Origin of the sequence: Leptolyngbya sp. NIES-2104, from assembly GCF_001485215.1 — a bacterium.
Classification (GTDB): Bacteria; Cyanobacteriota; Cyanobacteriia; order Leptolyngbyales; family Leptolyngbyaceae; genus Leptolyngbya.
Genome location: NZ_BBWW01000003.1, coordinates 46,903 through 67,009 on the forward strand (window position 1 = coordinate 46,903; position 20,107 = coordinate 67,009).

Genomic DNA, 20,107 nt, shown 5'->3' on the forward strand with positions numbered 1-20,107 from the left:
GAAACTCAGTAAAGAAAAGGGTTTGAGATGATCATCGATGTGTTCCAGAAAACAAAAATCAAGAAAAACCTCTATTACTGGTTCTTCAGCATTTTAATTTTCTCGCTCATCGTAATTCATAGCGGCATCTCAGATGCTCGAAATAATGGCAGCATTCATCTGATTCTGGGCACTCCCACACCTGCGACGAATGATCCCACGAATGAAGACGATTACTTGATGCTAAAACGCCAATATGCACTTTCCTACAACAATAGATAAGCGGATCGCGAATTGGGTGAGTCGGCAATTGAATGAATCGTGGTTGGGAGATGTCGATCGCTGTTCGAGTTTCAGTCCTGATCCCGATCTGCCCGATAATTTCGTTGCAGTGCGCCCGAATGACTACTCCGGCAGTGGGTTTAGTCGAGGGCACATAACGCGATCGGGTGATCGTTCCAATAATAGAATCGATAATTGCTCGACTTTCTTGATGACCAACATTCTGCCGCAGACTCAGGATAATAATGGTGGTCCGTGGTTGGAACTCGAAAACTTATCGCAAGATTTAGCGCGGGAAGGTAAGGAACTTTACATCATTTCGGGAGGTAATGGTGAAGGTGGAACGGGTACGAAGGGATTTGCCACTGAGATCGGAAAACCTAAGATTTCTGTCCCGGCAACTTTTTGGAAAGTCGTTGTGGTTCTTGATCGTCCTGGCTTGGGAAATCGTGGCGTAACTGAAGAGACTCGCGTGATTGCAGTGAATATGCCGAACGTGCCGGGAATTCAGAAAAAGAGCTACAAGGACTATCTGACGACCGTAGACAGTCTTGAAGAACTAACAGGCTATGACTTTCTCTCGGATGTGCTAGAAGAGATTCAGAAGGTGATTGAGGCGAAGAAGGACGCAGAATAAACGGAATGATTCGGGCTGTTTCTACGGATAGATAAAGGGTAAGAAATATTACTGTTAACTGTCTCCTGCCCTTTTCAAAATGCCAGTGATGAAGCCTTCAATCTGGTTGATCCCGGTTCTGTTTGTAATGGTTGCCTGTTCTGCTCCATCTCAAAATACCGCGACCGTTCCTGCTCCCTCTGAATCTTCCCCACCCCTTCCAATACCCGTTACACCTTCACCGATTCGCCAACGTCAAGAAACCGAGTCCGACCGTTCCATCCTTAAGAGATCGACAAGGAACGCTGACGGCTCAAGATCCGAAGGCTCAGATCAACGTGCATGAAGATGCCACTACTCGCTCGACTGCTCAACACTACGAGGCTGTGGGCGATGCGGTTCAGATTCTCGACCAGAAGCAGGGGGATGATGGTCGAACCTGGTATCAGGTGAGGTTTCAATCTGGGGCTACGGATTGGGTGAATGGTCAATTTGCGGCGATCTCTGGAAGAGATTCAACAGAACGATTATCGCCAGCGGTATCACCTTCTCCCGCTTCTGAAGGACCGATCCCAATTCGAGAGCCTGTGTCTGGAAGTTTTGAATGCCCCTACGATACTGATAAACGAGATCGAAGATGTGGGGTGCGATCGGCTTATTCTCGTCCGGGTGGGGCTGCACCTGTGTGTTATCGATAGCGTTCCCCTAGCGCACATCTGCCAGGAAAATGGTCTTGCCATCTTATAGTTACCACCGACGTAGGCAGAAATCCCATCAGCGCCATTGATTAAGCAGAGTCGTTGAAGCGTCGAGACCCTATTCTCGATCGCAATGGCACGATCGCGCAAAATAGAGGCTCGATCTCCGTAACCGCCGTAAACTAGAAGAATGCAACACAGATGGTTTGACACCCCTCGCTTCGGTCTGTTCATTCACTGGGGGCACAGCAGCCAGCAGGGAGTTTAGTTTGTTCGTAGATTGAGTTGTTTGAGTTTGCCACAATCACGATCGCTCTTTGTGCCGTCTTGCGCTGTCAGTTCTACCAAGGTAGACATTTTAAGGACATCAGAATCAAATTTCGCCCGATTCAGGTCCACTTCGATCAGTTTTGTCGTAACTGAATGGGTATCTTCTATCTCGATATGTTATCAGTGTTCTCACCGCTTGCGATAGTGTAAACTTCACCTTAAATCGGCGTTGACATCTAGCAGGATTTTGACTTAATGACAGTAGTAAATAGAGTCCTAAGAAAATTGTGGCAAATCTGGATAAGAACTAAGCGAGAAAATAAATTTCTATTCCTGTGTATGCTGTTCGCATTTTTTGCAGCAGTGTGTATTTTTACTAATAACAACCTACTGTGTGGAATATGCTTATTAATCTCTACCTGTCTCTATTTTGCATGGCAGAAGAACATTCAAGGCAAGTTACAAGATGACAGCGAAATCTTAAGAGATGACGATAATGAATACACAAGTCAGCAAGAAATACCAAATACTTCTGACGATTGTCCTCAACGAAATATCAATATTGAGAATGGAAATTACAACGAGCACATCGCAGGTGATTATATTACCGTACAAGGGAACTTAATTAGTGTGAATCAAGATTTCCCTGATTTTGTTGATAGTTTAGCAGCCGTTGTAGCGAGATTAAGTGCTGAACAGGATAAATTCGCTGAGCTTCGCGAAGGTATTGTTGATGATTTAGAAAATTCTGCGCGGCGTAACCCAGTGTTTAAGAAGAAACTGAGTCGTTGGAAACCAAATCTTGGAAAAAGCTCGAAAGCCTCCGATGCTGAAGTAGCTACAGCTTTGATGAATAAAGTAGAAGAAGTGAGGTGGAATGTAGTCAACAAGGAAGTGATATTTGACAGTGAAGTATACGAAAATCTAGAAAATTATTTGAAGGAAGGCGACTGGGAAAAAGCTGATAGTGAGACGGTTGAGGTAATCGTGAAAGTGTTGTCAGCCGCGTTTGGTAGCGAATTCACGACTGACTTAAAAAAGAACGCGAAAGAGATTAGGCAAGGCAACTATCAGGATGGCATTAATCTGAAAGGATTATCTGCGGATCACATCATTCTGCTCCCGTCGATACACTTGAAACATATTGATAGACTGTGGACAAAATATAGCAGTGGTCGTTTTGGATTCAGCGTGCAGAAACGCCTCATACGCGAAATTTATAAGAAACATGAATATTGGGATAATTATCTATACTGGAATAATTCGTATTCTTACTATGGGCAGCCCCATCGATTTGGTCAACGTGTGGGCTGGCAAGTTGACGGGCATTGGATTTTTATTACCGATGCCAGTTTTACAACTAACGCTCCTGTTGGACACCTCCCTTTTCAACTGTATGCAGCCAGTTCTTCCTACTCACACAGGTACAAATACAAAGTGTGTCTTCCTATTCTTAAAGTTATTGCAGAACGCCTTTATGACTGATGCGTTTTGCCCTAACTGATATGTTTAGGTAGAGACTAAGCGTTCACTCAAGAATTAAGACAGTCCAGCCGCCTTGAGTGCCAAAGTGAAAACCACCTTCGCTGCTTCGCTTACCGTTGTCTCACTAGCTTTGTTTGCCATCGCTTTGCCCCACAGCACCAATTTTCCCATCATTGCAGGATTACTTTTGGCTTGTTTTGCCATGTCTGTCGCGACTTGTTGCTGAGCGGCTTCAACTGTGACACCCTGATTCTGAAGCTGTTGAAGGAGATTTTGAATTTGCTGAGCGGCTTGAGTGAGGTCTTGGCTCATATTGGTGTAGTTACCCTGAATGTAATTACCCTCGATTCGCTCGTTGTAATTACCACTACCCATGTGAATATTTCGATCTCCCATTGCTTGGCTCCCTGCGATCGCAGTTATATGAATTGATCTACTAGCTTGAAGTTTAACGATTTCAATCATATCTGTACTCTGACGCTTATAGATTTCGATTTCTCGGTCTTTTGCGTCTAGCTCGGCTCGATATTGAGTTTCTAGAAATTGAAGCTTCATATCATAAAGTTCTTTCGCCTGACTCTCGATCGCTGCCTTATCCGCTTCTGCTGGCACTTCTAATCGAATGACGAAGGCTCCGTCGCTTTTCTTCTCAATCGCCTGAATGGAGAGGTCATTGTACTGCAATCTCAGTTCTTGAAAAGATTGGAAGAAGACTTGCCAGTTAATTCCATCGACAAAGACCAGATCAACGGTTTCGAGAGCTTGCTGAATGAGTGTAGTAAATTCACCAGGGGCAAAGGTGCAATTGGGATCGCTGGGACGACGATCGCTCAAAAGGTATCTCCGTTCTTGGTTTGACCACTCATATTTCCAATAAACATATTCACAGATTATGTTGTCTAACTGCACCCTATTAATGTTCCAATCTTGAATACAAGCACCTGTCAAATTTGCAGAAGTTAAGTTGCTCTCTATCAGTTCGGAGGCGCTTAAAAGGGTATTGCTAAGATTGGCAAAGCTGAAGTCGGCATGGCTCAGTCTACATCTCCAAAGATTGGCATCTCTAAGGTCAGCACCATTTAAATTGGCATAAGCAAGGTCAGCACGGCTGAGATCGGCACCTCTAAGGTCAGCACTCATGAGACTGGATTCCCTGAGATCAACCTCCCTAAGATCAGCACTACTGAGGTCAGCGCGTATGAGATTGGATTCTCTGAGATCAGCACGTATGAAATTAGCATCTCTAAGGTTGGCATAGAAAAAATTAGTGCATATCAAAATGGCATCACTGAGGTTCGCAAAGCTGAGTTTGGTTCTATTGAAGTCAGCACCCTGAAGTTTGGCTCTAGTAAAGCCAGCGCCAATGAGGTCGATATCGCTGAAGTCAGCACCACTAAGGTCAATCTCTACATCACGATGTTCTTCTCGCCACTGATTCCAAACCTCTATCCCCTATCTCAACACCTCGACCTGCTCCCGATTCGCCATCATCTTTTCCTCAGCGCTGCGACATTCACTACTTCACCACGATCGCGCCTAATCCCTGATTTCTCTTTAACTTACAGCGACGGAAAACTATCACATCTCATCAGCATTTTCAAATGTCGATCGGTTGAAGGAAATCGATCGCGCCGATACTTCTCCCGATTCGCCTCCTGATGCTCCGGGCTACCCTCCTCACCGACCTCGCAAGACTTCAACCACCCCCTTTTGCTTCAGAGCCGCGAAATGCGGCAATAAGGCGACCTGAAGAAAACCCCTGCGGCTCAAGAAGCAGAGCAGGCAGGGAAAGAGAAAATTCAGGGTTGCTGTTGCTTTACTACTTCTTCTTTTTGCTAGTTTTCTTACGAGTGTTTTTCTTCACGGTCCTCCGCTGTGATGCCATTCCTTTTGGCTTCGATCGATCCGGGGTAGGTTGACCGAGAGACGAAAACGCCAAACTTCCATCGATTAGGCTTCTGAGTGGATTCGCACTCGAATCAGGCGAATTGAGGTCAAGGCTTGCAGTGTATTGCTGCTGAAACGCTTCAATTCCTTGAGAATTCGTCATATCAAATTCGGCTTGATGTCCCATCATCATCAAGGTTTTCGCAATTCCGCCTCTTGCAGGATCGCTCATCATGCCCGGAAATTGAGTCGCGATCGATTCCAAATATTTGACGATCGCATTGGCACTACGAAGATTGTACTGTCGCTGAAGAAATCGCCAGAATGCCACCAGTTCAGGAATGGCATCTTCGGCTTCAGAAGGGTCAAGGATCGTAACTTTGCGAGGGAGTGTGGATTCCATTAGCATCTGCACATCCCTTGGTCAGCCTGGGTAACGTAGTCTCACCGTAGTTGTAGCCCAATTCGATAAAGGTGCTAATCCAATAGCCGCCGTTAGAATAATCCTGGAGGTGTGCTTCTCCTTCAGGCGAGTTAACAAATTCCTCGATCGCGCTGTTAGTGTATGTATCAAGGATTGGTTCAATCTCTCCTACGATGAGATTGTCTAGCTGCCGTAGGTTGAAAGCCATGCTGAGTCTCCTGCAAATACAACGTCCCCCATTGTGCCATCGCTGAACGGGTATTCTGAGATTCGAGCAATTATTTCAACAATTTCACCTTCACTTCTGCAAGTTTCGCGATGCCTCTGGCGCAGTGCTCACTGCTTGCTCTTACTTTATCCCTGATTTTCAGAAGCAAGTAGACTATGAAAAATTAGTCAAAAAACAGTAGAATCTCAGTTGGTTAGAGTCAATAACAGGAATTTATACCTTGGAATCTGGGAGGTCAGGATGGAGGGTCAATGTCTTTGTGGTGCAATCACAGTGAAAACGCCAGATAAAAAAAGCGTTGATGCTTGTCATTGCGGAATGTGTCGGCGCTGGGGAGGCAGTCCGGCTTTGGGAATTTCTTGCGGTTCAGAGGTTCAAATCGACGGCAGCGATCAATTGAAAGTCTATCAATCTTCAGAATGGGCTGAGCGGGCTTTTTGCAGCGAATGTGGAACTCACATTTTCTATAAGTTGCTGCCAGCAGGTGAATATTTCCTGTCCGCAGGACTGTTTCAAGATGGGATTGAGTTTGAGTTTACGGAACAGATTTTTATTGATCGCAAGCCCAACTATTACGATTTTGCGAACCAGACTTTGAATCTGACAGAAGCAGAGGTGTTCGCCAAGTTTGCGTCGATCGAGGAGGGTTAGTCAAAACGTAAACTCAACCTGATACAGTCTCAATCTCAACACTCTAAGTTTGAACTGATAAAGCGATCGACGACTTGTATAATCCGCTCCTCAAACTGCTGTTGACTTCGTGGCTCCAGCGACGGCGATAGAATCAGAATATCAGGCGAGATGAACCGCTCGATCGGGACAGGATAAGCAATCAGATAAAGTTCTAATCCGCCTAAACGCTCCCAGTACGGGCATAACAGTTGGGATAAGAGACTTGAATCGATGATCAACTCATTAATTTCTCCAAGGGCGACCGTTTCATCGATTGGTCGCAGCATCCACTGCTGCTCGCGCTGCCGAGATGGATATTCCGTTTGTAATTCTCGCAGTCGCGCTAGATTTTCGGGTGTGCCTTCCCAAGCGGCGAGTTTATCTCCCTTCCAAAGATTAGGTGGCGTTACTTCTCCATAAAGATGCTGCACAGCGGCTTGCAGCTTGAGAGCTTGTTGGTGCTGCCACGCTACTCGTCGATCGCTTTCTTGAGTGAGTGCGGGTGAATCAAAAGCAGGCAGTTCGAGATCAGGATACCTTGACTTTGACTCTTCGCCCCATTGCAAAAGCCGCTCTCGCTCTCGCTGTTGTTCCGCTTCGAGACTCTCAACTTGCCACTGCATTCGTGAATCGAGCAGGAGTGCAGTTTTGGTCAGCCATCGTTGCCAAATCTCTGCGGTATGCCGGACTCACGTAGTGGGCAATGATGACCTGCTTGCTCCATATGGTGAGCGATCGTTAAACCGTCGCCGAGAGTTGTGCGAGATTCTGCGATCGCATTACGAAATTGACATTGTGCTGAAAAACTTTATCTCGGATGGAGAAGATGAAGGTCAGTCTTTGTACTCAACGACACCGCTTCAGATTGCTCAAATACAGAAAAAACTGCTCGTGATCACCTGTTCCTATGAATGGCTAGGTGTAAAAGAAGGAATAGAGAAGGCAACGAAGATTTCTCCAGATTCGATCAAATTCCATTTGTTTGAACAAGTCCAATAATCGTGTTCTTGGGCAACTCGCTACCTTTACAAATTCTGGAATGCTATTGTTCAGGGGTGAGTTGCGGCAAGCGATCAAAGCGATATGGCTTATCGGCTTCGGTAAACGCAGGATAGTTCGCTTGTAGTCGGTTGGGTTGAATGTGTGGGTATTTTGGTGATACTGTTCGATGGGCGCATCTTGGCAGTACGGTAAGCCAAACACGCTGCCCACAAGTGACCGCGATAATTTCCATCCCTGCTGGCTACTGTGCCTCCAGTGAAAGAACAGACCGAAGCGAGCGGTGTCAGACCAAGTATTTTGAATGCTTCTAGTTTACGGTGGTTGCAGAGATCAATCCTCTACTTTGCACGATCGTGCCACAGCGTTGTTTACGCTCGTAGCTACCACAGCCCGAATATCGCAAAAGTCGCAAGGTGATCCATGATTCACCAGCGCTGTCATTTTGGAGCCAATCGCGTTGTGCAGGCTCTGAAGCTGAAGGGGCGACCAGGACGATACAATCGACGGCTCAATTTCACCAGCGCGATCGCGCATTTGCACAGAAAACATCGGATTGTCTTCCTGCTTCAACTCTAAAATCATTCCGGTGCATATGGGGCGATCGTGCAGCATTAGTCCATTTACTTCACTCACTTGCTGCACAATTGATCGCAACCGTTCTACGGCAAGCCGCTGCTCAGACTCTGGAGATGGTTGTGCCCATTCCACCTGAAGCATGTGCCTCTCCCGATCGTTCAGATAGCATTGCAAAGCGAACTCTCCAACCAGGACGAAATGTTGCGCTTCTGGAATGTCACACAACTGTTGCAGAATTGCGTCTACGATCGAATGAATCTGGGTCGGGCGTTGCGGTCGAAGTGATACCCGTATCTGATTCGGGAATGTCAGCAACGACATCCCTTTCAGGCACAAGACTTGTGCTGCCTTTGGCTCACAGCACGATCGTGGATTGTGTCGTTCATAATGGGCTTGTAGAACTGAGCCACCCAAAACTGGAGTTCAACCGAACCCGCTTCTGAAGGCGGCATACGCTGGAGAATGAAGTAATGGAAAGCCATCAAACACTTCGCGCCACGTGGAAAATAGCAAAAAAGTTTCTGGAGTGGGAATGATGCCAAAGTCCCAAGCTCCACAGATACGAGCCACATAGTCGGCTTGATCTGCGATCGTGACTTCGCAATTTGGACAGCGACTCGTGAACATCGGATGCCAGTCGAGCAACGCCAATTTATCCGCTTCAATCCATTTCTGCACCGAGGAGCTAATCAATTCTCCTGCATAGTACGATTCGCCTATTCGCAAGTCAGAATATGGCACGATCGAGATTGTCGCACTTTGTAGAGGAAAAAAATGAGTGATGTTCAAATTAGCCTCGTCACTGCGACACATCTGCGCGCTCAGATTCTTCAACAACAGGCACTTCCCAGTATCCTGAATCAAACGGATATGAACTTCGAGTGGATTGTGATCAACGACGGATGTGATGCTCAGACACGATCGCTGATCAAACAGCTTCAGGCTCCTTGCTCGATCGTCTACCTTGAATTCGATCATCCCGCAACCGGGTTTGGACTCTGCCATGCCCGCAATCTCGGCATTGAAGCGGCTTCAAATTCTCTCATTGCTTACCTGGACGACGACAATACGATCGTGCCCCACTTCATCGAGCAAACACACCAGTTCTTTTCACACCACCCGGATACGCGGTACAGCATGGCAGTCCAGCAGCGACAGCGAAATGTAGAGGAAAATGGAACGATCGTTCGGGCAGGGCAACCGTTCTTATCTCCGCCCCCAGACTGTACGCTGACAGATTTAATTGAACAGCGATCGCTGTTTGACAGTAACGGATTCACGCACTATCGAGAGAATGCACCCCGTTGGAATCCAGAATACAAGGTGTTTGCGGACTATGAGTATTTACTGCAATGTGTCCAGCTTTGGGGACGCGAACCGTTCAAATTGCAGTCTCAACCCTTAGTTCAGTACATTCAGTCTTCAATGGGCGTGATTGGGCGATCGACCTATTCAGAGTGGGCAGACGAACTCCAATCAATTTTAGAATCTAGAGATGATCACGCTCTCACTGAATCAGAGATGGCTATGCTTACTCAATCGCTTGAGTCTTGGCGTTTCAGAGCTACGCCCATTTCAGCATTTCAACCATGACTCCCTGTAGTTCATTCACTACCAAGACGATCGAGAATGACCAAGTCATCTCCACAGTCTTGACTGGACACATCGATCTCGTCAGCAGCCCGCGCATTGTCTCGTTCGGGTCTTCACTACTGGCACACCTTCTAACTCCAGCACGATTGTGTTGTCTGAACTTTGCAGTAATGATCGTCAAACTCAACTTGCGTCGGACTTTGGCACGATCGCAGATGTCGTCTGGAGTGGCTTAAAACAGCAGGGAGTCAGCGTGAACCTCGATACCCTGACCTGGCTTGCTCACTACGGCAATTTCTCTTCATTTGAGGCGCTTTCCCCAGAAACGTTTCTGGTGGTGAATTTGCATCAAATCAACGGACAGTTTCAGGAGACTGAACCAGAAACTGTGCTGCTTAACACGCAAGATTTCGTGCCCTACATTAGTAAACTTCCATTAGAGCCAGTCTTCGAGGTTCTTCATTAACTGGGTTGGACAGCGCATCACTGATGACAGCAACACATTCGATCAGGATTGCAGCTAGCGCCAATGTAAAGCCTCACCATGAGTCAATAGAAAATCTGCAATCGCTAGCAGTTTCTGGTAGCACACAGCCGGCGATCTCCGCCCTGCCCACTACTAAACCAATGTTCGACGGTCGAGATCGAGCAGCAAATCTGGCTAACTTCGAGAGAGGAGAGTGTCCAGCGAGCCAGAAAAGCATCGGGTGACATCAATCGTGAAACTACGCCAGCCATTCTCGATCTCGCTGCCTTTGGCACAGGGAACCTGCTCGCGTCAGGAATCTGGTTGATTCTAATCGTGATTGGATCAAGCACTCCAGAAATTGCAGGTATCCATCACCCCGACACTGCCGAAGATGGAGCAAGCTGAAAGCGCGAGGGTTTTGTCTCCAACTCGTTTCACCGTTCCGGCACGAGTCGCGTGCATCAGGGTTGCATCCAGTGTTTTTCTGGCTCTCGGTATCTCCGTCGCATCAAATTCGTCATACAACGCATTGATCAAATCATCGCCTGTATAAATCTGCCCTGGGTCTTCCTGCATGGCTTGAAGCATCGCCTCACTCGAATTCATCCCCTTAAATTTACGCGTCAGTTGCTTTGCATCAAACGCTTTCACTGCGGTGGGTTCCGCCGCTGGTTCTTTGAGTTTTGCTTTCTTCGCACCTGTTTTACGCGAGGTCTGTGATGCACGAGTAGACGTAGGCTGGAGGTCAGTTGGAGTTTGTCCTAGTTGTTCTGTCACAGATTCAGCGTGTTTTGATTGTAGTACTGGGAATAGCAGACTGTGAAATGACTGAGACACTGCGCTATGAGAATTCGCAATGTCGATATTCACAGATTGTTGAACCTAGATCAATCACAAAGTGCAAGAAGCGACTAGCAGAATAAACTGCTGATCGCTTGACTGTTCTCCTTGAATCTGAAAATTGCAAAATGGAAGTCATCTAAGCAGCACTCGGCTGAGCCTGACGCTGAAGAAACGCGAGGATTGAAGGCTTTTCCAATTGTCCCACTAAGCTGCCGTTCTCACGAATGACCGTTAAGGCTGAAAGATGTTTTTCATCTAGCAGTTTCACCACATCGAGCAAAGATGCTTGAGCTGGAACTGTTCTCTCGACTGCGATCTCACTCATTACGTCTCGCACCCGCTGATTCGACCAGTCCTCAACTGGAACACTTCTGAGTGAATCGATCGAGATTTCTCCTACTAATTGCCCTTCTGCATCCGTCACTAGAAACTTCTGATTTGGGTCACGATTCAAAATCTGCTGATCAGCAAATGCTCTTAGCGGTAATTCTGCATCCACAGCCGAGCGATTTGCCATCACTGCCTCTTCAGCCGTGAATTGAGCTAATTGCTCTTGCACCCGTGCAGATCGCGCCGATTGAGTTGCATTCTGAAGCAAGAAACCGCCAATAAGCAGATTCCAGATATTCGCAAAACTGCCAAACAGAACCAGTGGAATTAAACCTGATGCGATCGCAATCCAACTTAGAACTTGTCCAGATCGACTCGCAACTACTGTCGCACGATAAGGATTTCCAGTCAGTTTCCAAACCAAAGCTTTCAGAACGTTCCCACCGTCCAGCGGCAGACCTGGAATCAAATTAAATAAAGCAAGTGCCAGGTTCACCGAAGCAATCACACCTAAAATCTCTGCCCCAATTCCAGTTCCGATTGCCCACCCGAATAGGCTTAGAAATCCGAATAGAATCAAGCTGACGACAGGACCTGCGATCGCAACCTGAAAGGCTTCAGAGGGTGTCTTGGATTCTTTCTCTAAGCTGGCAAGTCCACCAAATAGGAAAAGCGTAATTGATCTCACTGGGATGCCTTGGCGCATTGCGACCAGACTATGCCCCAACTCATGGGCAAGGACTGAAGCAAACAGCAAAAGTGCCGTCACAAGTCCAAGTATCCAAGGCAGTCCTACAGCAAGTTCTGGAAGTTGAGCTGCAATCCCTGAGCCGTAGCTCCAAGTAATCAATCCCAGTACCAGAAACCAGGAAGGATGCACATAAAAGGGAATGCCGAATAGCTTGCCGATGCGAATATTACCGTTCATAAGTAATCCCTGAACTTCAGTGGATGACTCTAATGTAACGGAATATGAAGCAAGAACTCAGGATCGTGAGGTGGTGAAGACCGTGCTATTTATGACGGTTCACACCCTGAGCGAAGTTGACTAAAACGATCTCATTTTGAATCAAAGACCGCTTTGAAGCTGCATAAAGTCGTCGCAGTTTTGAAAGAAAACGCAGCTCGATCGAGAATTCAAGCTGAGCAAATTTTCTCAAAGACTTTGCAGCCTCTCTAGAAGCTGATTTGCTTCAGTTACGGCAACCTGTGCAGTCGTTTTGTGCAGGGATCTCATGACCCACCACTTATAATCCGCCAACGACCACCCTAATCGCACCGTTTCGCGAAAGATTTGTCGCATCACGGTTTCTTGCTGCATCGAATAGCCGGAAGTAGGATCAGGATAAAATCCTGGGGCTTGTCCAGTTGCACTCAGTTGAAAGCAGGCGACGGGAAACTGTTGCATTGCGGTTGAAAGGGGCAGCGGACGAGCATTCCAATAGTGATCAGGGTGAAGATACCAATCGGCATCGGTCAGCCGAAAGTCAGGGGGCGGAGCCGTGTAGAAGAGGGCAGTTCGTCCGTTGTTCTCGGAAGTGAGATATTCAGCTTTTACCACTTGATCGAGCCAATCTCGTTCAGCGGCGGTTAACGATCGAGGCTGAAGCGAATCTGGAAGCTGGAGGTAAAGTAAGCCTGCTTCCCAAAGCGCGATTCGCTCTGCTGCTTCAATAGTGGGAAAATTTTGCCATTGATTAGATTGTTCAGTTTGATTGGCACGTTGTCTTGCCCGAATCGAGGAAGTTGGTTGACCAAAGCCTTTAGATGAAGACATAACAAACAGAGCATCAACAGCTTCGTTTATCCTAAAACATCTTTAGCCACTCGGAAATCTTAACCAACCTGGATAATAGTGAGACCAGGCATACGCCTCCGCCTGCAAGATGGGATCACCTGAATCAAGAAATCGCTGCATTTTCATAACTTGATGGGGCGCAGGCGGAGGATTTGAATCAGTTGCGTTCTCTAATTCAAAAGTCTTTGACAGATCCTCAATTGCTGCGAGATGGACACAATCCATTTCAGCTTGTTGCTCAGTCGTAAAATTACTGCCTAATGAAACAGAATCAACATCAACACAATCGCTAGAAGCAGGATGTAGAAAGGAATTACCGCCATGACCAGGTAATAAGCTTGTAGAATCCACAAGCAATTCTTGAGCGCTACCTGCTTCTAGCTGAGTAGAAATATTTCTAGAGTTCTCACAATCTAAAGAATCTGGATCGGTCAACTCCGAGCTAATTGAAAGATATTCAGGATGCCAGAGATCTCGATGTTTATAGAGTGATCCACCTCCAATTTTGTAGTGCAGCAGAACTTTAAACCGAGCAGTTGCATTTGTAGGTAATGATTCTTTTTCTAACAAATCAGCGATCGCACTTCTAATTCGATCTCTTGCGTTTTCTGATTGTTGCTGATTCCAAGTGGGAGCTTTTTCAACGGCTTGATCAATTAGCTCTGACTTTTGCCTGAATTTGCCGTTCTGTTCTCCATAGTGAAAGTAATGGCTATTCTCAACGCACCGTGCCCATTCTTCTGCTCTGTGTTCGATTTCATGTTGATGATTACAAAACTCGGTGTAGCCTGGAAGCGATCGTGCAACTTCCACAATGCGATTCACAAGTGCTGTTCCTATGAGCGGCTCACCTCCGGCTAAAACATGATGAAAAATGTATTCGCGCATCGTAATTCGACCTAGCAAGCGATTCGTTTGTCCCGAACTCGTCCAACCCAATTCAATCTCAGCATTAAGATCCGCAATGAATTTATCTGCTTTTCCTGAAATGTGAAGCAGACGGTGTTTTGCTTGCTTCAGAATCCGCTTAAAGAGTTGCGAATCTAATTCATTCTGTTGTTGAGCAAACTTCCACTGTTCTGCAAATTGTTGCTGTGTACTCCAAATCGGTTCAAGATCTCGATTGAGTAGGTAAGAACCTACTTGCAGAGGGAGTCGATGAGCATTGAACAAGCTCAGAGTTCCATCTGCGGAATAAGGTTTTGGATTTGGAAAGACTTCGAGTTGTCCCGACCGAATCTTGAAGCCAGCATTTTCCAACAGTGTAGAAATGACGATCGCCAACTGCCAGGAACTCACAGCCTGCGACAAAGGAAAGTACAAATGAAGTCCGCCGCTATAACTGGAAGTACAAGCGAGATACTGTACCAATCCAAGCACTTCTAGAGTTGCGGCAATCCGGGAGATCGCAAAGGGATCATGAGCCGGATGATAGAAGCTTTGAATATCAATGTCGAGTAAACAGTACTGTGTTTGACTACCAAAGCGCACACCGTACAAACCAGTCGATTGCTGAATGACGCGATCGCTGAGGGGATAGCGGCTTTCTGTTTTCCAACTGGGTTTCTCTTTGGGTTGGGCGTGATCTGCCCAAATGAAATCATAGCGATGCGGAAAAAGTGCCAGAAACTCGTCGCTCCATTCCTGCACAAACGATGAAGAGAACTTCCCTGCATCCCTTTGAGATTGTTGTAATCGATCACTCATGCTTGTAGAACAACTCACATCCGATCGGGATCGTTTATATCAGATGCTCGATCGCTGATCCGGCTTAGGATCTGACTGTTTTGTAATCGCTTTGATTACAACTGTGCGAAGTTATCACGATGTAATCGGTAGTGTAGCGATCGATTGGGGCAGAGGTTCTAGAGCGATCGGGTAGGGGGATCTAGAATTTTTGGGTTAGGGGGTCTAGTGCGATCGAATGCGGCTCTAGAGTCAATTGGGGAGGGGGATCTAGAAGAATTGGGGAGTAGGGTCTAGAGCGTTTGGGGGTGACGCTCTAGAAGTTTTTCGGGGGTGCAGGTCTAGGGGCAGTTGTAATCAGTTGTTTGGGTATGAGGTTCTAGAACAAGCTGTAATCAATTGTTTGGGGTGGGGGATCTAGACTCGTGTGTAATCGGCTAAGAGTTTCACCGTTAAAAGGTTTGAGCGTTTTAACATGAGGTTGCATTCTCGATCTAATTTCAAGAAGATTCCTAAAATTAACAAGCAGAATGACGAGATAGAACGGCTTTGAAGCGTTGTAATCACTTTGATGGATCGCCGATCGTGATTACAACGCTGTAATCACCTGTAATCAAATCTTGTAATCAAACGCTGTAATCATCTGTAATCATCTCGATCGAATAACAAGCAAAATTACAAGTCTTGCTCAAATAATTGCCGCAAAGTCTGTTCGTTTTCAGAACTAATCGATCGCTCTTCGTTCTCGATCAGCGAAATCAGCCCCTGACTCATGCCACTTAGTTGAGAGAGCTTGCGCTGACTCCATTTTTTTGACTGACGTAACATCTTGACCTGTTGCCCGGTCAATCTCTGATCTTCAACGATCGTAGTCCCAGACTCTTCATGCTCTTCAACGGTTGTGGCTGTAATCGCTTCAGTTTGCCAATCTTCGGCAGGTGTGATCCAGAGTTTTGCGGCGAGTAGTCGATCGAAGAAGCCACGAGGACGTTGAATCTCATCGCGCCCAAATCCAGGCGGCTGAAGCTCTAAAGGATAGGTTTCTGCATCAAACTGAATCGACCATCCACGATCGTGCAACGTCAGCAAATCTTCATCCCAAGTACTCGCTAATTTCTTGCGAAACTCACTGCCTTGTTTTGCTTGCTGGATTTTCTGATTGCCATATGCTACTTCCATCAGGGTTTGAACATTCAGCGGATCTTGACGATTGAACTGAGCTTTGAACAAAAGCCAAACAATCAATCGCGCTGCTCCTTCTCGATGCTGCCAAAGGCTCATGACACTTTCAAGCAAGGTTTGTGGCAGGTTTCCAAGCTGATGATACGCAGTGCGATCGCGCTTTCCTTCCTCGTTCAGAAAGTATCTCGCCCACAATCCCGGTTTAACAATAAACGTCATTCCCGTGAGTTCTTTATTGCCAAAGAGGTCTTGCTGATAGTGATAGCGTGTTCCCATAATGTGCCACAGTCGCCCTTCTTCAACCGTGAACCCTTTGACTCGTCCTTGAGTGGGCAATGAAATGAAAGTAGTGATTTTACAAGGCTGTTTGACTAATTCCTCGATGAGCGCGAGCTTTTCCCTGCGGTTTTTATCAGTCCGTTTTTTCAGTCCCAAGTAAGCTTCGATTTGTCGATCGTCAATAATTAACTCTTGCTCCCAAGGGCGTTCTAACTGTGCTGCGTGTGCTGCGTAGATCAAGTGCATACAAGCTGCACGAATATCAAAGGTGTCAATCACTGCCAGCGCTGCCGCTCCTGCAAGCGTCGCGGGATGTTCGTCTTCTAGATTCTCTGTCACCCAGAAATGAATTGCACCCTGCCCATCTCCAATGTCTCGCGCATAGTACAGCTTGCCATCTGGGTCGTTATCCCAAGGAAGATGCTTACGCTGAGTCAGAATGTTGCCTGCCTCCCAAATGGGTAGAGCCGATGCCATCCGGGTTGCGTGGTGTTCAGAAAAGAGATCCGGGCTAGTTTTCGGTCGCTCGACCGCACTGATTGGCTTCGGTTTCTGTTTTGCCTTTTGAGTTCGAGCAGGTTTTGGTACGGCAGAAGTCTCAGTTAATTTTGCATTCTTTTTTTGACGAGCCATGCTGCTTCCCTCTTGAACTTGAAATCGATCAGACTTTCGCTTTCAAACGCCGCTGGATCACTTTCTCAACTTTTTTTAACTCAGCCTCTGACAGTTGCTCTAGATACTGTAAAACAGTCTGTAAGTCGAGGTGATGAATCGCGTGATTTACTTTAGCATCAACTGACTCAAGATCGAGCGACGTGGCTTTGACCTCGATCGTATTCACTGGTTGCGCTAGTGCGATTTCGCGTTGAACGAATTCTGCTTCTTTCAGCACAGGGTCTAATCGGGGCATTGCAGCAATACGCCATTTGCGGCAGTGTTGCGGCATGGCTTGGATGCGATCGTCTCCGAACGATTCTCGATAGTAGCTACACCATACGCCAAACTGATTTCCTTCATGAGTTGGATCGTGCCATTCACAAGTTCGACAAGTTGGCTTTTTCAACTGGAGTGAGCCATCAAGATCTTCTGGTGCGATCGTCGTTTCTGCATTGCGCTGGATTGAGGTCGTTTCAATGAATTGTTGAGTGAGTGCTTGCCCTTTTTCGTACCACCAGCGTTCGAGTGTGAGTGGATTCGGCGCAACGAAGCTCGTTGACTTTCCAGCAATTTCACAGCTTACATTGAGGCGATAAGGTTGTTTCGGCACGGGGCAATGCTCGATCGACCAATGCGGTGAGAGTAAAGCTTGTAGCTGTGAGAATTGTTCGCGAAAGGTTTGCACTTTCCAATCGCGATACTGATTCATCAGATCCTGATAGTTGCGGAAGAATCGTGCAATATTTGTTCGATCGACTAAGTAGAACTTAAATCCTTCTTCGTCGTCTTCACACCGTTGCAATAGTCCCCAATTTTGCACGGCTTCCCGATAGTGTAAGAATCGCTGACTCTGTTCGATATCTACCGTTTTTTGATGACGCTGAATCAGGGCTTCGACCCGCTCTAAATCGAGTGTTTCACCTTTGAGAACGCGATCGACAAATTCAGTCCGAGCCGATCTTGGTGTAATGTCGGCTGAAATTCGATACAACACTTTCGTTTCAACCTGGTTTAACACCGTGAGTGCATCTTGATTCTCAAATGGTAAAAAAGCGCGTCCGACCGACATCATGCAGTAACACAAAGAAGTGCTTAACCCGGTTCTCTCGCGTGCCCAGACCAAAAACTCGCTGTTTTGCCCCCAACCAAATAAAGCTTTGACTTCGAGCAGTTCTTTTCCAGTTTCGTAAATATCATAGAAAAGTCGTCCGAAGCGGTTTTGAATGTTGCTGGCGATTTCTTCTAAGCGATCGCATTGAGCCGCAGATAAAGCCATTTGTGCAGTCGTTGTGGTGAGCGCGCGATCGTCTTGGGACGGTAAAGACACTAGAACTTAGCTCCGGTCTAGTTTTTTATATTATATCTAGAATTCTGGAAAAAATGCAGAATCTAAGATAGCTTTTCTGGCTTGATGTCTCAATGAGAAGTCGCTTGTATACTGGTAGATAGGTTAAAGGATGAGCCGTCGAAGATGTACATTCTGAATGCACCAACGGGAATTAAAGCAGGTCGTCAATTGCTCGGCAGAATGGTTAGGGCTGCTCGTGCGATGCGCGGTTGGACGCTCGATGATCTCAAAGAGCAGATTGCTCAGAATGTCTCTTATCGAAGTGATTCTGGCATCGAGCCTTACATTGTGAGTAAATCCCAGTTGAGTGTTTTAGAACGCGGTCAGCCTGTGCTCGATCCGCTGTTGTTTGAGTCGATCGCGGTTCTAGAATTACTGAATCATCCGATCGAACAACGCGCCCTTACGATCGAAGAAATTAAAGCGATTAACTGTGGACTGTTCGATCCAAAAACTGGCAATTGGCTCAATTCTGAGACTCCAAGAGTTTTGACGCAATCCGCGATCGCAAGTTGAACGGTTTTATAAAAGTTTCCAGCGACGCAGAAACTTTCATAAATTTCAGTTGTTTTTATAAAAGTTTCCAATGACGCGGAAACTTTTATAATTCTTAAGGTTCATCTTCAAGTACGGCTTCGATCTCTGACTCAAGCTGCTCAATCGAAGGCAAGCTATTTTTGAACTGCTCCGGTAAGCTATCCCAGATCTCGTGTGTAGAAACGCCGATCGGTCGTTTGATGCTGCGGAGGGCGTATTCCACGATCGTTTGGTTCTTTGACTTACATAAAATTAAGCCAACAGTTGGTTGATCATCAGGATGCCGCAATAGATCATCGACTACGGCTAAGTAGAAGTTCATCTTGCCGCTCATCTCCGGCGTGAATTCGGTCATCTTTAAGTCGATGATTACAAAGCACCGCAGTCTTAAATGATAAAAAACAAGGTCAATATAGTAATCTTCGTTGCCGACTTGAAGATGATACTGACTGCCGACAAACGCGAACCCCACACCCAGTTCGAGTAAAAAGTCCCGAATGTGAGCAACTAGCGCGTTTTCTAAATCCCGCTCCTGTGCTTCTCGACCCAGCGAAAGAAAGTCAAAAGAATAGGGACTCTTCAGCAAGCTATTTGCAAGATCCGATTGAGGTTTGGGTAAAGTTTGCTCAAAGTTCGTAATCGCTTTACCTTGTCGATCGCGCAGTCGAGTTTCGATTTGAATTACGAGAACATTACGACTCCAGCCGTTAGAGATGGTTTGCTGCGCGTACCAAAGACGGTCTTCTGTTATTTTCAGCTTTTCTAACAGTGCAAGATTGTGATACCAGGTAATTTGTGCAAGCACCTCTTGCACAATTGACAACTCTGGGTAAGCTTCTGCAAAGGTTCGCATATACTTGAGATTGCGACTCGAAAAGCCTTTAACTTCTGGAAATTCTCGTCGCAAATCTTTCGAGAGTTGGTCAATCACTTTTGCGCCCCATCCGGCTTGGGCTTGACGATCGAGGATCATCTGTCCGATTTGCCAGTAGAGGAGCACTAGCTCACGATTGACCGAGACAGCAGCACGAACTTGAGCTGTCCGAATGCGGTCTTTCAAATCGCTCAACAGTTGGGAATAGCCTTCTGGCACTAAAGAAGAGGACTTTGCCACCGAACAATGCTCCCACTCTGAACACAAGTACGACTGAGCAAGTGTATCAAATTCAAGGTTCTCATCGTAATCCGAAGCTTGCCTGAGTCCATACGATGCTACTTTTCCAACTCACATTTGATTGAGCAGGCGAGTCTCAAACAGGTGTCAA

The 20,107-nt window shown here is 46.5% G+C and carries 24 protein-coding genes; 10 read left to right on the top strand and 14 right to left on the bottom strand.

From position 1 onward, the window contains the following. Nucleotides 1-27: 27 nt before the first annotated feature. The 4 genes from NIES2104_RS31415 (at nucleotide 28) to NIES2104_RS29045 (ending at nucleotide 3,330) form a co-directional block, all read left to right on the top strand. Nucleotides 28-261, top strand: a complete 234-nt coding sequence (locus NIES2104_RS31415; protein WP_059002421.1) for a hypothetical protein — start codon at nucleotides 28-30, stop codon at nucleotides 259-261. Next, on the top strand, nucleotides 236-898 hold the full coding sequence (locus NIES2104_RS29035) for a DNA/RNA non-specific endonuclease (RefSeq protein WP_059002422.1): 663 nt from the start codon (nucleotides 236-238) through the stop codon (nucleotides 896-898). Before NIES2104_RS31415 ends, NIES2104_RS29035 begins: the two co-directional genes overlap by 26 nt. A 131-nt stretch (nucleotides 899-1,029) precedes the next feature. Then, the gene (locus NIES2104_RS32540; RefSeq protein WP_059002423.1) at nucleotides 1,030-1,575 is read left to right on the top strand and encodes an SH3 domain-containing protein; all 546 of its coding nucleotides are present in this window, start codon (nucleotides 1,030-1,032) and stop codon (nucleotides 1,573-1,575) included. A 609-nt stretch (nucleotides 1,576-2,184) separates the two neighbouring features. Beyond that, nucleotides 2,185-3,330 carry a GUN4 domain-containing protein gene (locus tag NIES2104_RS29045; protein WP_192843676.1) on the top strand — a complete coding sequence of 382 codons (1,146 nt, stop codon included), beginning with the start codon at nucleotides 2,185-2,187 and terminating at the stop codon, nucleotides 3,328-3,330. Nucleotides 3,331-3,384: 54 nt separating this feature from the next. On the opposite strand, the gene NIES2104_RS31120 is transcribed toward NIES2104_RS29045, so the two are convergent. From NIES2104_RS31120 to NIES2104_RS32080, 3 genes are all read right to left on the bottom strand, one after another. Next, nucleotides 3,385-4,779 (bottom strand): pentapeptide repeat-containing protein, encoded by a 1,395-nt coding sequence (locus tag NIES2104_RS31120; RefSeq protein ID WP_156427149.1) that lies wholly within the window; start codon nucleotides 4,777-4,779, stop codon nucleotides 3,385-3,387. 370 nt (nucleotides 4,780-5,149) lie between these two features. Next, on the bottom strand, nucleotides 5,150-5,620 hold the full coding sequence (locus NIES2104_RS29055; protein ID WP_059002426.1) for a hypothetical protein: 471 nt from the start codon (nucleotides 5,618-5,620) through the stop codon (nucleotides 5,150-5,152). Continuing rightward, complete coding sequence (locus NIES2104_RS32080) at nucleotides 5,583-5,849, bottom strand: hypothetical protein (RefSeq protein ID WP_156427150.1); 267 nt, start codon at nucleotides 5,847-5,849, stop codon at nucleotides 5,583-5,585. The genes NIES2104_RS29055 and NIES2104_RS32080 overlap by 38 nt, the downstream gene beginning before the upstream one ends. A gap of 261 nt (nucleotides 5,850-6,110) precedes the next feature. Here NIES2104_RS32080 and NIES2104_RS29060 point away from each other — a divergent pair, with 261 nt between their 5' ends. Beyond that, complete coding sequence (locus tag NIES2104_RS29060; protein WP_059002427.1) at nucleotides 6,111-6,521, top strand: GFA family protein; 411 nt, start codon at nucleotides 6,111-6,113, stop codon at nucleotides 6,519-6,521. 35 nt (nucleotides 6,522-6,556) lie between these two features. Here NIES2104_RS29060 and NIES2104_RS29065 read toward each other — a convergent pair whose 3' ends face one another. Then, nucleotides 6,557-7,165, bottom strand: coding sequence for a hypothetical protein (locus tag NIES2104_RS29065; protein ID WP_059002428.1), 609 nt, complete (start codon nucleotides 7,163-7,165; stop codon nucleotides 6,557-6,559). A gap of 25 nt (nucleotides 7,166-7,190) precedes the next feature. Here NIES2104_RS29065 and NIES2104_RS29070 point away from each other — a divergent pair, with 25 nt between their 5' ends. Beyond that, complete coding sequence (locus NIES2104_RS29070) at nucleotides 7,191-7,541, top strand: hypothetical protein (RefSeq protein ID WP_156427151.1); 351 nt, start codon at nucleotides 7,191-7,193, stop codon at nucleotides 7,539-7,541. 43 nt (nucleotides 7,542-7,584) lie between these two features. Here NIES2104_RS29070 and NIES2104_RS32085 read toward each other — a convergent pair whose 3' ends face one another. Further along, nucleotides 7,585-7,776: a hypothetical protein gene (locus tag NIES2104_RS32085; RefSeq protein WP_156427152.1), complete on the bottom strand. Its 192-nt coding sequence runs from the start codon at nucleotides 7,774-7,776 to the stop codon at nucleotides 7,585-7,587. 98 nt (nucleotides 7,777-7,874) lie between these two features. Then, on the bottom strand, nucleotides 7,875-8,261 hold the full coding sequence (locus tag NIES2104_RS32545; protein ID WP_192843678.1) for a hypothetical protein: 387 nt from the start codon (nucleotides 8,259-8,261) through the stop codon (nucleotides 7,875-7,877). Here NIES2104_RS32545 and NIES2104_RS32550 point away from each other — a divergent pair. Then, nucleotides 8,240-8,563: a hypothetical protein gene (locus NIES2104_RS32550; RefSeq protein ID WP_192843679.1), complete on the top strand. Its 324-nt coding sequence runs from the start codon at nucleotides 8,240-8,242 to the stop codon at nucleotides 8,561-8,563. The genes NIES2104_RS32545 and NIES2104_RS32550 overlap by 22 nt on opposite strands. On the opposite strand, the gene NIES2104_RS29080 is transcribed toward NIES2104_RS32550, so the two are convergent. Continuing rightward, nucleotides 8,544-8,861 carry a hypothetical protein gene (locus tag NIES2104_RS29080; protein ID WP_156427154.1) on the bottom strand — a complete coding sequence of 106 codons (318 nt, stop codon included), beginning with the start codon at nucleotides 8,859-8,861 and terminating at the stop codon, nucleotides 8,544-8,546. The genes NIES2104_RS32550 and NIES2104_RS29080 overlap by 20 nt on opposite strands. Before the next feature lie 33 nt (nucleotides 8,862-8,894). On the opposite strand from NIES2104_RS29080, the gene NIES2104_RS29085 reads away from it, so the two are divergent. Next, complete coding sequence (locus NIES2104_RS29085; RefSeq protein ID WP_082690177.1) at nucleotides 8,895-9,713, top strand: glycosyltransferase family A protein; 819 nt, start codon at nucleotides 8,895-8,897, stop codon at nucleotides 9,711-9,713. A gap of 151 nt (nucleotides 9,714-9,864) precedes the next feature. Beyond that, complete coding sequence (locus NIES2104_RS29090) at nucleotides 9,865-10,179, top strand: hypothetical protein (RefSeq protein WP_192843680.1); 315 nt, start codon at nucleotides 9,865-9,867, stop codon at nucleotides 10,177-10,179. Nucleotides 10,180-10,524: 345 nt separating this feature from the next. Here the strand turns inward: NIES2104_RS29090 and NIES2104_RS29095 are convergent, their stop codons facing one another. The 6 genes from NIES2104_RS29095 to NIES2104_RS29120 all read right to left on the bottom strand — a co-directional run bounded on the left by NIES2104_RS29095 (nucleotide 10,525) and on the right by NIES2104_RS29120 (nucleotide 18,233). Beyond that, nucleotides 10,525-10,959 carry a hypothetical protein gene (locus tag NIES2104_RS29095; protein ID WP_156427155.1) on the bottom strand — a complete coding sequence of 145 codons (435 nt, stop codon included), beginning with the start codon at nucleotides 10,957-10,959 and terminating at the stop codon, nucleotides 10,525-10,527. Nucleotides 10,960-11,161: 202 nt separating this feature from the next. Continuing rightward, nucleotides 11,162-12,283 carry a site-2 protease family protein gene (locus tag NIES2104_RS29100; RefSeq protein WP_059002434.1) on the bottom strand — a complete coding sequence of 374 codons (1,122 nt, stop codon included), beginning with the start codon at nucleotides 12,281-12,283 and terminating at the stop codon, nucleotides 11,162-11,164. Nucleotides 12,284-12,511: 228 nt separating this feature from the next. Then, nucleotides 12,512-13,132: a hypothetical protein gene (locus tag NIES2104_RS29105; protein WP_059002435.1), complete on the bottom strand. Its 621-nt coding sequence runs from the start codon at nucleotides 13,130-13,132 to the stop codon at nucleotides 12,512-12,514. A 42-nt stretch (nucleotides 13,133-13,174) separates the two neighbouring features. Next, nucleotides 13,175-14,860, bottom strand: a complete 1,686-nt coding sequence (locus tag NIES2104_RS29110) for a hypothetical protein (protein WP_059002436.1) — start codon at nucleotides 14,858-14,860, stop codon at nucleotides 13,175-13,177. Nucleotides 14,861-15,514: 654 nt separating this feature from the next. Further along, a complete protein-coding gene (locus tag NIES2104_RS29115; protein WP_059002437.1) occupies nucleotides 15,515-16,933 on the bottom strand; it encodes a helix-turn-helix domain-containing protein in 1,419 nt (472 codons plus the stop codon). Nucleotides 16,934-16,961: 28 nt separating this feature from the next. Further along, on the bottom strand, nucleotides 16,962-18,233 hold the full coding sequence (locus tag NIES2104_RS29120) for a hypothetical protein (protein ID WP_059002438.1): 1,272 nt from the start codon (nucleotides 18,231-18,233) through the stop codon (nucleotides 16,962-16,964). Nucleotides 18,234-18,428: 195 nt separating this feature from the next. Here NIES2104_RS29120 and NIES2104_RS29125 point away from each other — a divergent pair, with 195 nt between their 5' ends. Further along, on the top strand, nucleotides 18,429-18,821 hold the full coding sequence (locus tag NIES2104_RS29125) for a helix-turn-helix transcriptional regulator (protein ID WP_059002439.1): 393 nt from the start codon (nucleotides 18,429-18,431) through the stop codon (nucleotides 18,819-18,821). 94 nt (nucleotides 18,822-18,915) lie between these two features. On the opposite strand, the gene NIES2104_RS29130 is transcribed toward NIES2104_RS29125, so the two are convergent. Beyond that, nucleotides 18,916-19,956 (bottom strand): YhcG family protein, encoded by a 1,041-nt coding sequence (locus NIES2104_RS29130; RefSeq protein ID WP_059002440.1) that lies wholly within the window; start codon nucleotides 19,954-19,956, stop codon nucleotides 18,916-18,918. Nucleotides 19,957-20,107: the final 151 nt, after the last annotated feature.